General features: G+C 67.8%; 11 protein-coding genes, 1 tRNA gene and 1 pseudogene. 2 read left to right on the forward strand and 11 right to left on the reverse strand.

Annotated features, from left to right (window positions below; genetic code table 11):
• Positions 1–94 precede the first annotated feature (94 nt).
• The 10 genes and pseudogenes from rpoB to ADK57_RS36380 form a co-directional block, all read right to left on the reverse strand.
• Complete coding sequence (gene rpoB, locus ADK57_RS36335) at positions 95–3,580, reverse strand: DNA-directed RNA polymerase subunit beta (protein WP_053753939.1); 3,486 nt, start codon at positions 3,578–3,580, stop codon at positions 95–97.
• A gap of 614 nt (positions 3,581–4,194) precedes the next feature.
• Positions 4,195–4,581, reverse strand: coding sequence for a 50S ribosomal protein L7/L12 (rplL, locus tag ADK57_RS36340; protein ID WP_053753940.1), 387 nt, complete (start codon positions 4,579–4,581; stop codon positions 4,195–4,197).
• 111 nt (positions 4,582–4,692) lie between these two features.
• Positions 4,693–5,223 (reverse strand): 50S ribosomal protein L10, encoded by a 531-nt coding sequence (gene rplJ, locus ADK57_RS36345; protein ID WP_053753941.1) that lies wholly within the window; start codon positions 5,221–5,223, stop codon positions 4,693–4,695.
• 282 nt (positions 5,224–5,505) lie between these two features.
• Positions 5,506–6,347 (reverse strand): annotated as a pseudogene (locus ADK57_RS36350) (LppX_LprAFG lipoprotein).
• A gap of 96 nt (positions 6,348–6,443) precedes the next feature.
• Positions 6,444–7,280 carry a hypothetical protein gene (locus ADK57_RS36355; protein WP_053753942.1) on the reverse strand — a complete coding sequence of 279 codons (837 nt, stop codon included), beginning with the start codon at positions 7,278–7,280 and terminating at the stop codon, positions 6,444–6,446.
• A 120-nt stretch (positions 7,281–7,400) separates the two neighbouring features.
• Positions 7,401–8,126 carry a 50S ribosomal protein L1 gene (gene rplA / locus ADK57_RS36360; RefSeq protein ID WP_053753943.1) on the reverse strand — a complete coding sequence of 242 codons (726 nt, stop codon included), beginning with the start codon at positions 8,124–8,126 and terminating at the stop codon, positions 7,401–7,403.
• Between the two features lie 76 nt (positions 8,127–8,202).
• Positions 8,203–8,637, reverse strand: a complete 435-nt coding sequence (rplK, locus tag ADK57_RS36365; protein ID WP_020135826.1) for a 50S ribosomal protein L11 — start codon at positions 8,635–8,637, stop codon at positions 8,203–8,205.
• 171 nt (positions 8,638–8,808) lie between these two features.
• The gene (gene nusG / locus ADK57_RS36370; RefSeq protein WP_053753944.1) at positions 8,809–9,678 is read right to left on the reverse strand and encodes a transcription termination/antitermination protein NusG; all 870 of its coding nucleotides are present in this window, start codon (positions 9,676–9,678) and stop codon (positions 8,809–8,811) included.
• A gap of 77 nt (positions 9,679–9,755) precedes the next feature.
• Positions 9,756–10,043 carry a preprotein translocase subunit SecE gene (gene secE, locus ADK57_RS36375; protein ID WP_053753945.1) on the reverse strand — a complete coding sequence of 96 codons (288 nt, stop codon included), beginning with the start codon at positions 10,041–10,043 and terminating at the stop codon, positions 9,756–9,758.
• A 108-nt stretch (positions 10,044–10,151) separates the two neighbouring features.
• A tRNA-Trp gene (locus tag ADK57_RS36380) sits at positions 10,152–10,224 on the reverse strand.
• Between the two features lie 283 nt (positions 10,225–10,507).
• On the opposite strand from ADK57_RS36380, the gene ADK57_RS36385 reads away from it, so the two are divergent.
• Both ADK57_RS36385 and ADK57_RS36390 read left to right on the forward strand, forming a co-directional pair.
• Positions 10,508–11,734, forward strand: coding sequence for a pyridoxal phosphate-dependent aminotransferase (locus ADK57_RS36385; RefSeq protein WP_053753946.1), 1,227 nt, complete (start codon positions 10,508–10,510; stop codon positions 11,732–11,734).
• 133 nt (positions 11,735–11,867) lie between these two features.
• Complete coding sequence (locus tag ADK57_RS36390; protein WP_053753947.1) at positions 11,868–12,899, forward strand: adenosine deaminase; 1,032 nt, start codon at positions 11,868–11,870, stop codon at positions 12,897–12,899.
• A gap of 56 nt (positions 12,900–12,955) precedes the next feature.
• On the opposite strand, the gene ADK57_RS36395 is transcribed toward ADK57_RS36390, so the two are convergent.
• Entirely contained in the window at positions 12,956–14,041 is a 1,086-nt protein-coding gene (locus tag ADK57_RS36395) for a UDP-N-acetylmuramate dehydrogenase (RefSeq protein ID WP_267890800.1), read from the reverse strand.
• Between the last annotated feature and the right edge of the window lie 595 nt (positions 14,042–14,636).

Consider the following 14,636-nt stretch of genomic DNA (forward strand, 5'->3'; position numbering starts at 1 on the left):
TATGCGTCAATCCCTCTCAGGGTTGTAAGTCATGGGGTCTGATACGGGGGTCCTGGGGCCGGAGGCCTTCATGACGAAGGCCTCCGAACTCCCGTCAGACCTCTTCGACGCTGCTCGGCTCACGCCGGGACAGGTCGATGCCAAGCTCCTCCGCAGCGCGGAAGACGTCCTCGTCGGTGTCGCGCATCTCGATGGACATGCCGTCCGAGGACAGCACCTCCACGTTGAGGCACAGGGACTGCATCTCCTTGATGAGCACCTTGAAGGACTCGGGGATGCCGGGCTCGGGAATGTTCTCGCCCTTGACGATGGCCTCGTAGACCTTCACGCGGCCGGTGACGTCGTCGGACTTGATGGTCAGCAGCTCCTGGAGGGCGTAAGCGGCGCCGTATGCCTCCAGCGCCCACACCTCCATCTCACCGAAGCGCTGGCCACCGAACTGGGCCTTACCACCCAGCGGCTGCTGGGTGATCATCGAGTACGGGCCGGTCGACCGGGCGTGCAGCTTGTCGTCGACCAGGTGGTGCAGCTTGAGGATGTACATGTACCCGATGGAGATCGGGTCCGGGAACGGCTCGCCGGAGCGGCCGTCGAACAGCCTCGCCTTACCGGTCGGCTGCACCATGCGCTCGCCGTCGCGGTTCGGGATGGTGTGGTTCAGCAGACCCGCGAGCTCGTCCTCACGCGCACCGTCGAAGACGGGCGTCGCGACGTTCGTGCCCGGGTCGACCTGGTCGGCACCGATCACCTGGAGGCGCTGCGCCCAGTCCTCGCCGAGCCCGGAGACGTCCCAGCCGCGGCTGGCGAGCCAGCCGAGGTGGATCTCCAGGACCTGTCCCGGGTTCATTCGGGACGGCACACCCAGCGGGTTCAGGATGATGTCGACCGGGGTCCCGTCCTCGAGGAACGGCATGTCCTCGATGGGCAGGATCTTGGAGATGACGCCCTTGTTGCCGTGACGGCCGGCGAGCTTGTCACCGTCGGTGATCTTGCGCTTCTGCGCCACGTACACGCGCACCAGCTGGTTCACACCGGGGGGAAGCTCGTCGCCCTCCTCGCGGTCGAAGACGCGGACGCCGATGACCTTGCCGATCTCGCCGTGCGGCACCTTCAGCGAGGTGTCACGGACCTCACGGGCCTTCTCACCGAAGATCGCACGCAGCAGGCGCTCCTCCGGGGTCAGCTCGGTCTCACCCTTGGGCGTGACCTTGCCGACCAGGATGTCGCCGGCGACGACCTCGGCACCGATGCGGATGATGCCGCGCTCGTCGAGGTCGGCGAGGACCTCCTCGGAGACGTTCGGGATGTCCCGGGTGATCTCCTCGGGGCCGAGCTTGGTGTCACGGGCGTCGACCTCGTGCTCCTCGATGTGGATCGAGGAGAGGACGTCGTCCTGTACGAGGCGCTGCGACAGGATGATCGCGTCCTCGTAGTTGTGACCCTCCCACGGCATGAACGCCACGAGCAGGTTCTTGCCCAGCGCCATCTCGCCGTTCTCGGTGGCCGGACCGTCGGCCAGGACCTGGCCCTCGATGATCCGGTCGCCCTCGTTGACGATGACCTTCTGGTTGACCGAGGTGCCCTGGTTGGAGCGGGCGAACTTGGCCAGGCGGTACGTGATGTACGTGCCGTCGTCGTTGGCGGTGGTGATGTAGTCCGCGGAGACCTCCTGGACCACACCCGCCTTCTCGGCCTTGACCACGTCGCCGGCGTCGACGGCGGAGCGATACTCCATGCCGGTGCCGACGAGCGGGGACTCGGACTTGATGAGCGGCACGGCCTGACGCATCATGTTCGCGCCCATGAGGGCACGGTTGGCGTCGTCGTGCTCGAGGAACGGGATCATGGCGGTCGCGACCGACACCATCTGGCGCGGCGAGACGTCCATGTAGTCCACGTCGTCACCGGGGACGTAGTCGACCTCGCCGCCACGGCGGCGGACCAGGACGCGGTTCTCGGTGAAGCGCAGGTCGTCGTTGAGCTCGGCGTTGGCCTGCGCGATGACGAAGCGGTCCTCTTCGTCGGCCGTCAGGTAGTCGACCTCGTCGGTGACCTGGCCGTCGACGACCTTGCGGTACGGCGTCTCCACGAAACCGAACGCGTTGACACGGCCGTAGGAGGCGAGCGAGCCGATCAGGCCGATGTTCGGGCCTTCAGGGGTCTCGATCGGGCACATGCGGCCGTAGTGGGACGGGTGCACGTCACGGACCTCGAAGCCGGCCCGCTCACGGGAGAGACCACCCGGGCCAAGAGCCGACAGACGGCGCTTGTGGGTGAGACCCGACAGCGGGTTGTTCTGGTCCATGAACTGCGACAGCTGGCTGGTGCCGAAGAACTCCTTGATGGAGGCGACGACCGGCCGGATGTTGATCAGGGTCTGCGGCGTGATCGCCTCGACGTCCTGAGTCGTCATGCGCTCGCGGACGACTCGCTCCATACGCGCCAGACCCGTACGGACCTGGTTCTGGATGAGCTCGCCGACGCTGCGCAGACGACGGTTGCCGAAGTGGTCGATGTCGTCGGTCTCGACGACGATCGTCGTGCCGTTGTCGGCGGCCGTCTCGGTCTCGCCGGCGTGCAGCTTCACCAGGTACTTGATCGTCGAGATGACGTCCTCGACGGTCAGGACACCCGCGTTCAGCGGAGCGTCCCCACCCAGCTTCTTGTTGACCTTGTAGCGGCCGACCTTGGCGAGGTCGTAGCGCTTGGGGTTGAAGTAGAGGTTCTCGAGCAGGGTCTGCGCGGCCTCACGCGTCGGGGGCTCGCCCGGACGCAGCTTGCGGTAGATGTCGAGCAGCGCGTCGTCCTGGCCCTGGGTGTGGTCCTTCTCCAGGGTGGCGCGCATCGACTCGTACTCGCCGAACTCCTCGAGGATCTGCTCGGTGGTCCAGCCGAGAGCCTTGAGCAGGACGGTGACGGACTGCTTGCGCTTGCGGTCGATGCGCACACCGACCATGTCGCGCTTGTCGATCTCCATCTCCAGCCAGGCACCCCGGGACGGGATGATCTTGGCGGAGAAGATGTCCTTGTCGGACGTCTTGTCGATGGAGGAGTCGAAGTAGACGCCGGGCGAGCGGACCAGCTGCGACACCACGACACGCTCGGTGCCGTTGATGACGAAGGTGCCCTTGCCGGTCATGAGCGGGAAGTCGCCCATGAAGACGGTCTGGGACTTGATCTCGCCGGTCTCGTTGTTGGTGAACTCGGCGGTGACGAAGAGCGGGGCCGCGTACGTGAAGTCGCGGTCCTTGCACTCGTCGATGCTGTTCTTCGGCGGCTCGAAACGGTGGTCGCGGAATGTCAGCGACATCGACCCGGAGAAGTCCTCGATCGGAGAGATCTCCTCGAAGATCTCCTCCAGACCGGACTTGGTGGGGACGTCCTGACCGGACTCCAGAGCCGCCTCGACACGAGCCTTCCACGCGTCGTTGCCGAGCAGCCAGTCGAAGCTCTCGGTTTGCAGCGCAAGAAGGTTCGGAACCTCGAGGGGCTCCTTGATCTTTGCAAAGGAGATGCGCAGCGGGGCGGTGCTGGCGCCGTTGTTCGTATTCGCGGTCGAGGCAGTGCGCGAGGCGGCCAAGAGGGGGTCCTTCCGAGGGCTCGGACTCACTACGCGCGTACCGGTCCCTCTCCCGGACACAGAGACAGACGGTTCCTTCTCCAGCTCAATAGGCCAGGTCAGAGACGGTCTGATCGTCGGTGCTCAAGCGAGGGCATGCCCCTGGTGACGGGCAGGAGGCAGCTAACAGGCAGCGCAAAGGGTCAGTGTAGCCATTTGGCACACTGATGTCCAGTCCGGGTTTTTGAGACCCTCGTTGTTCTCAACACCTTCGGCAAGCCCACGTCCTCAACGCACGTTGATACTGCCCTCTTCGTCGCCGATCCATGCCTCGGATTCGGATCCTTGTGGCGACGCGTCCTGAGAATTGCGCGCTGCGTGCGGTTCGTCAAGGCCCTCCTTGCCCGAACCGGGTGCTGCGCTCGTCACGTGCAGCCTGCACCGGGGGCGCCCGGAGACACGACGAAGATCACCATACTCCGCACGAACCTCGGTGCAAGGCAGCCGCCGCCCGGCTCCCCGGAACGCCGAAGAGCGACCACCCGGATGGATGATCGCTCTTCGGTGCGTCAGCGTTACAGCCCTCTCAGAGGGACTGTGTCAGCCTGCAAAGAGTCCCTGCGGACTCCGTGGGGTCACTTGACCTCGACGGAGGCGCCGGCGCCCTTGAGGGCCTCGGCAGCCTTCTCGGCGGCCTCCTTGGCGACCTTCTCGACGACGGGCTTCGGGGCGCCGTCCACGAGGTCCTTGGCCTCCTTCAGACCCAGGGAGGTCAGCTCACGCACGACCTTGATGACCTGGATCTTCTTGTCGCCGGCACCGGTGAGGATGACGTCGAACTCGTCCTGCTCCTCAGCGGCCTCGACGGCGGCGGCCGGACCGGCCGGACCGGCAACGGCGACCGCGGCGGCGGCGGTGACGTCGAACTTCTCCTCGAAGGCCTTAACGAACTCGGAGAGCTCGATGAGGGTGAGGTTCTCGAACTGCGCGAGCAGCTCTTCCTGGGACAGCTTCGTCGCCATTTTGGGCGATCCTTCCATTCAATTCGGCAGGTGCCGGATGTACATGTCGGCGGGCGTACGTTCGGCCCGCGTCGACCACCGCGTCAGGCGGCGGTCACTGTGCGAGCCGAATTACTCGGCACCGCCCTGCTCGTCCTGCTTGGCGCGAAGAGCGTCCACGGTGCGGACGAGCTTCGACGGAAGCGCCTGGAAGAGCTGCGCAGCCTGAGTCTGCTTGCCCTTGAAGGCACCCGCCAGCTTGGAGAGCAGAACCTCGCGGGACTCGAGGTCCGCAAGCTTCTTGATCTCGTCGGCGGACAGCGCCTTGCCGTCAAGGACACCGCCCTTGATGACGAGGTTCGGGTTGTCCTTGGCGAAGTCACGAAGACCCTTCGCCGACTCCACCGGGTCACCGGTGACGAAGGCGACCGCCGTCGGACCGTTGAACAGGTCGTCGAGCGTAGAGATCCCGGCCTCGTTGGCCGCAATCTTGGTCAGCGTGTTCTTCACCACGGCGTACTGGGCGTTCTCACCGAGCGAACGACGCAGCGTCTTGAGCTGCGCCACGGTGAGACCCCGGTACTCGGTCAGCACGGCGGCGTTCGAGCTGCGGAACTGCTCCGCGAGCTCGGCTACCGCGGCAGCCTTGTCGGGCCTTGCCATGAGCGTCGGCCTCCTTCCGGGTGATGACGACCGCTCAAAAGGAGGCTGGGAAAACGAAACGCCCCGGCGCAGGCGCACGGGGCGTGGCTCGACCGGCATTCACAGCGAGAGCAGCGAACTCCGGGAGCACATCCACATTCACCTGCGCGGGTCGTCCGCAGTTCAGCGGATCCTTCGGCCACCGCACCCTCTTACGAGCACACGGCAACGACCAGCGGTCTTTGGCTTCTGTAGGAGAGTACGCGACCGGATCGCCGTCGAGCAAATCCGGTCGTACGGGGCTCAGGCCGCCGCGTCCTCCTGGGATTCCATGGGATCCAGGGAATCCAGGGAATCCATCATCTCGGCGATGTCGACGGTGTCCTGCGCCGGCGGGGCCGTGACCGTTACCGGCTCGTTGACGTCGAGGAGCGTGATGGTCATGTCGAGCGGGCCCTTGCCGGCGTCGCCTCGTATGCGGAACTGCCTGGTGTGGTCGTCGCCGTCGATCCACATGTCCATCGTGGCCTCGTCGACGCCCAGCGCCATGAACTGGTCGAGGCCCTTGATCAGTCGCTCGCGGCTCGCCTCGTCCTTCGCCGAGTCACGAGCGGCACGCAGGTCGCGGCCGGGACCGTGCCCTTGTAGTGCGTGGTCCGGGTGCCGTCGACCGTCTCGGTGCCGACCTCCTGAAGGTCCTTGGAGCCGTTCAGGATGGTGGACTGGGTGGCCGGGTCCCCTTCGGCCTGGCGGGGCAGTGCACCGTAGGAGTTGTTGTCGGCCGCGCCGCCGCCCAGCGTCGCCATGTCGAACCTGATCCAGCTCTTGCCGTCCACCTCCTCGGCGGCCGCGGCTCCCCCGCCCATGTACATGACCTTGTCGACGAACCGGATCTCCGCGACGCGGTCGCCGCCCCCTTGGTCGAGCGCCGCCATCTTCATGCTCATGGCGACGGTGGGCTTCATGCGCATCGCGGCCTCGGCCCTGACCCGGCCCTGCTCCGGGACCCTGCCGGTCATCCGGTGGCGGAAGGACGTGATGTCGTCCGTGTTCTTCGCCGCCTCGGCGACTGCCGCCGCCGGGGTCATCCTCGGCGACTCCTCCGACTCCTTCCCGCAACCCACCACACCGGCGGCAAGGAGCAGCGCGGCGAGCCCGGCACCTGTCGCCCGGCGGCGCGCGGAGGGACGCGAGCGGGCTCGTGAATTCCCTGTGACTCAGGGGGTGTTGCCGACCCCGCCCTACTTCTCCAGGAGCTCCTTGAAGTCCTCGGTGTCGTCGGCTGGAGGCTTCCGTACGGAGACCCGCACGCCGTAGTCGCTGTAGTACGCGGTCTGGGTCAGCTCACCGGTGGCCGTCCGGCCCTTCTCGACCTTCTTGACCAGGAGGTCCCGGTCGTCGACCCAGATGTCGACGGTCTGCGTGGTCACGCCGGCCCCTTCGAGCTGCCTTCTCAGCTCCGCGTCGGCGACGTCGCCCACCTCGACCGTGCCGGAGTAGTGCGTGGTGGCCTGTCCGCTCACCGTCTCCGCGCCGACCTTGCGGACGTCCTCGGAGTCCAGGAGCAGTTTGACCGACTGGTTCGGGGTGGTGTTCCGCATCTGGTCCGCGAGGTTCGCGCCACCCCCGCCGAGCGCCTCGAGATCCTCGTAGACGTACTTGAGCCAGTGCCTGCCGTCGGCCTTCTCGGCGAACGCGTCGCCCATCCGCGCGTAGTAGGCGTCGGACAGATAGCGGGCCTCCATCGATGTGACGCCGAGGCCGCGCATCGTCTCGGCCGTCGTGCCGCCGGTGTACGTGATGGTCAGGGTGCCGGTGAGCGCGCCGCCCCAGTCCAGGGCGCCGTCGGCCTCGACGGACAGCTGGGTGCCCATGACCGTCGTGGACCGCACCCTGGCGGACCCGGCCCGGTCCGTGGACCGCTCGGCCAGGCGCAGGGCCGGGAAGAACTCGGAGGTCGCTGCGCGGTCCTTCTCGGGCTTCGGGGAGGATTCGAAGGCGGTACAGGCGGTCAGCGGCGTCAGCGCGGCCGCCGCTGCGACCGAGCAGGCGCAGCGGCGCCCCGTCGTCCACTTCATACGTCCCCCTGGGCCATTGCCGTGTTCGCACGCTAACCCAGGGCACGGCCCCCTCACACAGGAACGGGCCCCGCACCGTGAAGGTGCGGGGCCCGTCGCCGACTGGGCGAGCCGTCAGGCTCAGACCGCCGCCGGGTCCTCCTCGACGAGGAGGTTGCGGGTGCGGTTCGGGTCGAGCGGAATGCCGGGGCCGATCGTGGTGCTGATCGCGGCCTTCTTGATGTAGCGACCCTTGGCGGCGGACGGCTTCAGACGGAGGATCTCCTCCAGGGCCGCGCCGTAGTTCTCCACCAGCTTGGTGTCGTCGAAGGACGCCTTGCCGATGATGAAGTGCAGGTTCGAGTGCTTGTCGACGCGGAACTCGATCTTGCCGCCCTTGATGTCGTTGACAGCCTTGACGACGTCCGGGGTGACGGTGCCGGTCTTGGGGTTCGGCATGAGACCACGGGGACCGAGCACGCGGCCGAGGCGGCCGACCTTGCCCATGAGGTCCGGGGTGGCGACGACGGCGTCGAAGTCCAGACGGCCCTTCGACACCTCGTCGATGAGCTCGTCGGAGCCGACGATGTCGGCGCCCGCGGCGAGTGCGGCCTCGGCACGGTCACCGGTCGCGAAGACCAGGACCCGGGCGGTCTTACCGGTGCCGTGCGGGAGGTTCACGGTGCCACGGACCATCTGGTCGGCCTTGCGCGGGTCGACACCCAGACGGAAGGCGACCTCGACGGTGCCGTCGAACTTGGTCGTGGAGGTCTCCTTGGCGAGACGGACGGCCTCGAGCGGGGCGTACAGCTTTTCCCGGTCGATCTTGGCGTCCGCAGCGCGGAGAGACTTGCTGCGCTTGCTCACTACTGCTCCTGATGTGTTCTGAGGAGTCGTGGTACGGGCCGAGCAGGCCCTGCCACTTCTTCTGCGGGGGTTGGGCTCAGCCCTCGACCGTGACGCCCATGGAACGCGCGGTACCGGCGATGATCTTCGCGGCGGCGTCCAGGTCGTTGGCGTTGAGGTCGGGGAGCTTGGTCGTGGCGATCTCGCGGACCTGCGCCTGGGTGATCTTGGCGACCTTGGTCTTGTGCGGCTCGCCGGAGCCCTTCTCGATGCCCGCGGCCTTGAGGATCATCTTGGCGGCCGGCGGCGTCTTGGTGATGAAGGTGAAGGAACGGTCCTCGTAGACCGTGATCTCCACCGGGATCACCCAGCCACGCTGCGACTCGGTCGCGGCGTTGTAGGCCTTGCAGAACTCCATGATGTTGACGCCGTGCTGACCCAGCGCGGGGCCGACCGGCGGAGCCGGGTTGGCGGCACCGGCCTGGATCTGGAGCTTGATGAGCCCCGTGACCTTCTTCTTCTTGGGAGGCATGGCTCTCCGGGTCCTTTCGATTCGGGTCTACCTCCACCCGGGTCGCGTCCCGGATGAAGGCATACCGCACAACGATAACGGGTATAGATGCGCGGCCAAAAACCGAGCAGGTCAGACGGGCTTCTGACAGCCCCTCTGACCTGCTCGGACGCGGTGGGTCCAGAAAGAAAACTAGTTCTTCTGGATCTGGTCGAAGGAGAGCTCGACCGGCGTCTCGCGGCCGAAGATCTCCACGAGGCCCTTGACCTTCTTCGAGTCGGGGTTGATCTCGTTGATGGTCGCCTGCAGCGTGGCGAACGGGCCGTCGGTGACGGTGACCGAGTCGCCGACCTCGAAGTCCAGCACCTGGACCTCGACCTTGCGCTGCGGAGCCGGCTTGCCCTCGGCCTCGGCGGCCTCGCGGGCGGCCTTCTCCTCGGCCTCCGGGGCGAGCATCTTGACGATCTCGTCCAGGGTCAGCGGGTACGGGTCGTAGGCGTTGCCCACGAAGCCGGTCACGCCGGGGGTGTTGCGGACGACGCCCCAGGACTCGTTCGTCAGGTCCATGCGCACCAGCACATAGCCGGGGAGCTTGTTCTGACGGATGGTCTTGCGCTCGCCGTTCTTGATCTGCGCGACCTCTTCCTGGGGCACCTCGGCCTGGAAGATGAAGTCCTCGACGTTCAGCGAGACGGCGCGCTGTTCGAGGTTGGTCTTCACGCGGTTCTCGTAACCGGCGTACGTGTGGATGACGTACCACTCGCCGGGGAGGGTGCGCAGTTCCTCGCGCAGGGCGGCGACGGGGTCGACCGGCTCGGCCGGCTCCTCCTCGACGTCCTCTTCCTCTTCCTCTTCCTCTTCGGCGACGGCCTCGTCCTCGGCTGCCCCTTCGTCGGCGGACTCGTCCTCGACGTGTACGGCGGCTTCCTCGGCGGGCTCACCAGCGTCGGCGTCGGCAGCCTCGACCTCGTCCAGATCCTCGTCCGCGCCCTCGACGATGTCGAGTTCGTCTTCCACGGACTCGTCCGGCTCGACGGCCTCGTTCAGGTTCGGGTCAGACACGGTGGCTGCTTCTTCCTGGATACATGGGGGTGGAACACGCGAAAGGGGCGCCGGTGACGGCGCCCTTCGCTCTTGGCTCAGCCAAAGACGTACTTGGCGGCATGGTCGAGTCCATAGTCAATCACGGTGACCAGCCCGATCATGATGACGACGAAGACGATCACGACGGTCGTGTACGTCGTCAGCTGGCTCCGCGTAGGCCAGACGACCTTGCGGAGCTCGGCGATAATCTGACGATAGAAGAGAGCGAGGCGCTTCAGCGGGCCCTTCTTGGCACGCTTTCCGCCCTTACGAGTCTTCTTCTTGGACTCCGGCGCCTCGTCCTCGGCATCAGGCATGTCGATGGAGCCCACGGCGTCCGTCACTCGTCCTCACCTGATTCCGGGTCGTGGCCGTGCCGCGCCCGGTCTGAGCCGCACGGCGGTGCATTGCTGTACGTACATGCGCACACATCCTGGCGAAGGAGTGTGTAGCAGGGCCGGAGGGACTTGAACCCCCAACCGCTGGTTTTGGAGACCAGTGCTCTACCAATTGAGCTACGACCCTTTGTGCGTTCCCCAACGTACCGCATTCGACCGAGTGCTCGGTGTGCACCGATTGAGCGCAGCCCGCTGAAGGCCAACGAGGTGAGAGTGTACGTGTTCTGTGGCCCCTCGTCGAACAGAAAGCGCCCGTAGGGGCCTTGTGGACGGAAGAACGGCGGAAGATCGACTGAAGATCGCCCTGGCCGCGGCCGGGATCCGGACGGGTGTTCAGGGGTTTGCCCGCACATGTTCAGTCTGTGAAACCCGCGTGCCGGGGTGGTTTCCGGTCTGAAACGATGGGCCCCATGAGCGCTGCAACCCCTCCCACCGCGCGCCGGGTCTCCGCCCGAGTCGGCGCGATCTCCGAGTCCGCCACCCTCGCCGTGGATGCCAAGGCCAAGGCCCTGAAGGCCGCCGGGCGGCCGGTGATCGGCTTCGGCGCCGGTGAGCCCGACTTCCCGACCCCGGACTACATCGTCGAGGCGGCCGTCGAGGCCTGCAAGAACCCGAAGTACCACCGCTACACCCCGGCCGGTGGTCTGCCCGAGCTGAAGGCCGCGATCGCCGCGAAGACGCTGCGCGACTCGAACTACGAGGTCGACCCGTCGCAGATCCTCGTCACCAACGGCGGCAAGCAGGCCATCTACGAGGCCTTCGCCGCGATCCTCGACCCGGGCGACGAGGTCATCGTCCCGGCGCCGTACTGGACGACGTACCCGGAGTCGATCCGGCTGGCCGGCGGTGTCCCCGTCGACGTCGTCGCCGACGAGACGACCGGCTACCGCGTCAGCGTGGAGCAGCTGGAGGCGGCCCGCACCGAGAAGACGAAGGTCGTCCTCTTCGTGTCCCCCTCGAATCCGACCGGCGCGGTCTACAGCGCCGAGGACGCCGAGGCGATCGGCCGCTGGGCCGTCGAGCACGGCCTGTGGGTGATGACGGACGAGATCTACGAGCACCTCGTCTACGGCGACGCGAAGTTCACGTCCCTGCCCGCGATCCTGCCGGAGCTGCGGGACAAGTGCATCGTGGTCAACGGTGTCGCGAAGACGTACGCCATGACGGGCTGGCGGGTCGGATGGATCATCGGCCCGAAGGACGTGGTCAAGGCCGCGACGAACCTCCAGTCGCACGCCACGTCGAACGTGTCGAACGTGGCGCAGGTCGCGGCCCTGGCCGCGGTGTCGGGTGACCTGGATGCCGTCGCCAAGATGCGGGAGGCCTTCGACCGCCGCCGCAAGACCATCGTGCGGATGCTCAACGAGATCGACGGCGTGCTCTGCCCCGAGCCCGAGGGCGCCTTCTACGCGTACCCCTCGGTGAAGGGCCTGCTCGGCAAGGAGATCCGTGGCAAGCGCCCGCAGGACACGGTCGAGCTGGCCGCGCTGATCCTGGAGGAGGCCGAGGTCGCGGTCGTCCCGGGCGAGGCCTTCGGTACGCCGGGCTATCTGCGGCTGTCGTACGCCCTGGGTGACGAGGACCTCGTCGAGGGTGTCAGCCGGATCCAGAAGCTGCTGGCGGAGGCACGGGACTGAGTTCCGTCCCGGTAGTTCTGCCTCAGGGACCACCTCCGAATTTTCGGAGGTGGTCCCTGTTTGTTTGTGCGAGCAAGACCACTAAAGGGGAAAGCGCTACCGGGACGGCGGTGGCGTACGGCAGGATCCTGGGATGGAGCGTGTACGTGATGTCTCTGAGCTGCCGAAAGCCCATCTGCACCTGCACTTCACCGGTTCGATGCGGCCCGCCACCGTGCTGGAGCTGGCCGACAAGTACGGGGTGCGCCTGCCCGAGGCGCTCAGCGAGGCCCTGACCAGCGGGGAACCGCCGAAGCTGCGAGCGACGGACGAGCGGGGCTGGTTCCGCTTCCAACGCCTGTACGACGCGGCGCGCTCGTGCCTCAGAGAGCCCGATGACATTCGGCGCCTGGTGCGGGAGGCCGCGGAGGAGGACCTGAACGACGGCTCGGGCTGGCTGGAGATCCAGGTTGACCCGACGTCGTACGCGCCCAGGTTGGGGGGACTGATCCCGGCCCTCGAAGTCATCCTGGACGCGGTGGAGACGACGTCCCGCGAGACCGGCCTCGGCATGCGCGTCCTGGTCGCCGCGAACCGTATGAAGCACCCTCTGGACGCGCGCACGCTGGCCCGCCTGGCGGTGCGGTACGCCGACCGGGGTGTGGTCGGCTTCGGGTTGTCCAACGACGAACGCCGGGGCATGGCCAGGGACTTCGACCGTGCCTTCGCCATCGCGCGGGAGGGCGGTCTGCTGTCGGCTCCCCACGGGGGCGAGCTGACGGGGCCGTACTCCGTACGGGACTGCCTGGACGACCTGGATGCGAACCGGCTGGGGCACGGTGTCCGGGCGGCGGAGGACCCGCGGCTGCTGAAGCGGCTGGCGGACCGGGGTGTGACGTGTGAGGTGTGCCCGGCGTCGAACGTGGCCCTTGGCGTCTACGAGAAGCCGGAGGACGTCCCGCTGCGGACGCTGTTCGAGGCCGGTGTGCCGATGGCGCTGGGTGCCGACGACCCGCTGCTCTTCGGCTCCCGTCTGGCGGCCCAGTACGAGATCGCCCGCTTGCACCACGCCTTCACGGACCAGGAGCTGGCGGAACTGGCCCGGCAGTCCATTCGCGGCTCGGCGGCGCCCGAGGACACGAAGGTGAAGCTGCTGGCGGGGGTGGACGACTGGCTGGCCGGCTGACGGGGCCGCGCGGCGGGGCCGCCCGGCGGGGCCGCCTGGCGGGGCCGCCTGGCGGGCTACAGGCTGACGCCGACCGTCACCGGCTCGTTGACCAGCGTGACGCCGAAGGCGTCGCGGACGCCGGTGACCACCTCGCGAGCCAGCGTGAGGAGGTCTTCGGTGGTCGCCGCACCCCGGTTGGTGAGGGCGAGCGTGTGCTTGGTGGAGATGCGGGCCGGGCCGGTGCCGTACCCCTTGGTGAAGCCCGCCTTGTCGATCAGCCAGGCGGCGGAGGTCTTGGTGCGGCCCTCCCCCGCGGGGTACGCGGGCGGCTCCACGTCGTCGCCGAGTCGCTCCCGCACGCGCGTGTGGAACGCGGCGAACTCCTCCTCGGTGAGGATCGGGTTGGTGAAGAAGGATCCGGCCGACCAGGTGTCGTGGTCCTCGGGGTCCAGCACCATGCCCTTGCCGGAGCGCAGCTTCAGGACGGTCTCGCGGGCGTCGGCGAGGGGCACGCGGTCGCCGGGTTCCACGCCGAGGGCCCGGGCCGTCTCGGCGTACTTGACCGGAGCGGACAGTCCGTTCGCGTCCTCCAGCTCGAAGCGGACGCGCAGGACGACGAATCGCTCGGGGTCGGCCTTGAAGCGGCTGTGTCGGTACGAGAAGGCGCACTCGGCGTTCGGGATCGTGACCGTCTCGTGCGTGGTCCGGTCGTAGGCGATCACCTCGGTGATCGTCGAGGAGACCTCCTGGCCGTACGCCCCCACGTTCTGGATGGGGGTCGCGCCGGCGGAGCCGGGGATGCCGGCCAGGCACTCGATGCCGGCGAGTCCGGCCTCCACGGTGCGGGCGACCGCGTCGGTCCACACCTCGCCGGCGGCCAGCTCGAGCCGGGTGCCGTCGAGGGCGAAGCCCTTCGTGGCGATGACGAGCGCGGTGCCCGCGAAGCCCTTGTCGCCGATGACCAGGTTCGATCCGCCGCCGATGACCAGCAGGGGCGTCCCGCTTTCGTCGGCCTCGCGGACGGCGGCGACCACCTCGGCGTCGGTCGTCGCGGTGACCAGGCGGGTCGCGGGACCGCCCAGCCGGAAGGTGGTCAGGGGGGCGAGGGGGGCGTCGTGGAGTTCCTGCACGCGCTCAAGAGTACGAGACGGGGCTGACAGCTTCGGTTGCGTGCGGGCGTGCGGGCTGGGTGGGGGTTCGCGTTGCGCCTTGTGTTGTGGTGGGGTCGGGGCCGTGTCGGGGGGTGTCCGTCCTCGGAACGGCGCGGAATCGGCTTCTTACGGGGGCGAACGCGTTGACGCGCCAACCGCTGCGGGCGGACCCCCCCCGACACGTCCCCTTCCCGCCGTACGCGAGTGCGGGTCCGTGCACCTTGCGACGCCGGTGGCGGCCGGGCGAGCGCACCACCTCTCGAACCGTCGAGTTGGGTGGTGGTGGGTAGAGGCCATCCTCAGCCCCCCGCCCACAGGGGCACAGCCCCCAAGGCGACGCCCACCTCTCGACCCACCGACACGGGCGGTACGTAAAGGCCATCCCCAACCCCCACCCACCCACCCACAGGGGCGCAGCCCCCAGGGCGACGCCCACCTCTCGGCCGACCGAGTCGGGTGGTGGGTGGGCATAGGCCGGGGGTCTGGGGGCGGAGCCCCCAGGAGGCGCCGGCACGGGCGTGGGGTGACTGGGGACGCCGGGTACCTGGATCTGCCCACGCGCGCGTACGGCCCCGCCTCGGTGGCAGGGCCGTACGCGCGCGTG

It is taken from the genome of Streptomyces sp. MMG1533, assembly GCF_001279775.1.
Taxonomy (GTDB): domain Bacteria; phylum Actinomycetota; class Actinomycetes; order Streptomycetales; family Streptomycetaceae; genus Streptomyces.

Bases quoted from the DNA above. Each gene is read 5' to 3' on its own strand.
- rplL (WP_053753940.1), bottom strand. From the start codon at position 4,581: ATGGCGACGAAGCTGTCCCAGGAAGAGCTGCTCGCGCAGTTCGAGAAC.
- rplJ (WP_053753941.1), bottom strand. From the start codon at position 5,223: ATGGCAAGGCCCGACAAGGCTGCCGCGGTAGCCGAGCTCGCGGAGCAG.
- ADK57_RS36355 (WP_053753942.1), bottom strand. From the start codon at position 7,280: ATGAAGTGGACGACGGGGCGCCGCTGCGCCTGCTCGGTCGCAGCGGCG.
- rplK (WP_020135826.1), bottom strand. From the start codon at position 8,637: ATGCCTCCCAAGAAGAAGAAGGTCACGGGGCTCATCAAGCTCCAGATC.
- ADK57_RS36385 (WP_053753946.1), top strand. From the start codon at position 10,508: ATGAGCGCTGCAACCCCTCCCACCGCGCGCCGGGTCTCCGCCCGAGTC.
- ADK57_RS36390 (WP_053753947.1), top strand. From the start codon at position 11,868: ATGGAGCGTGTACGTGATGTCTCTGAGCTGCCGAAAGCCCATCTGCAC.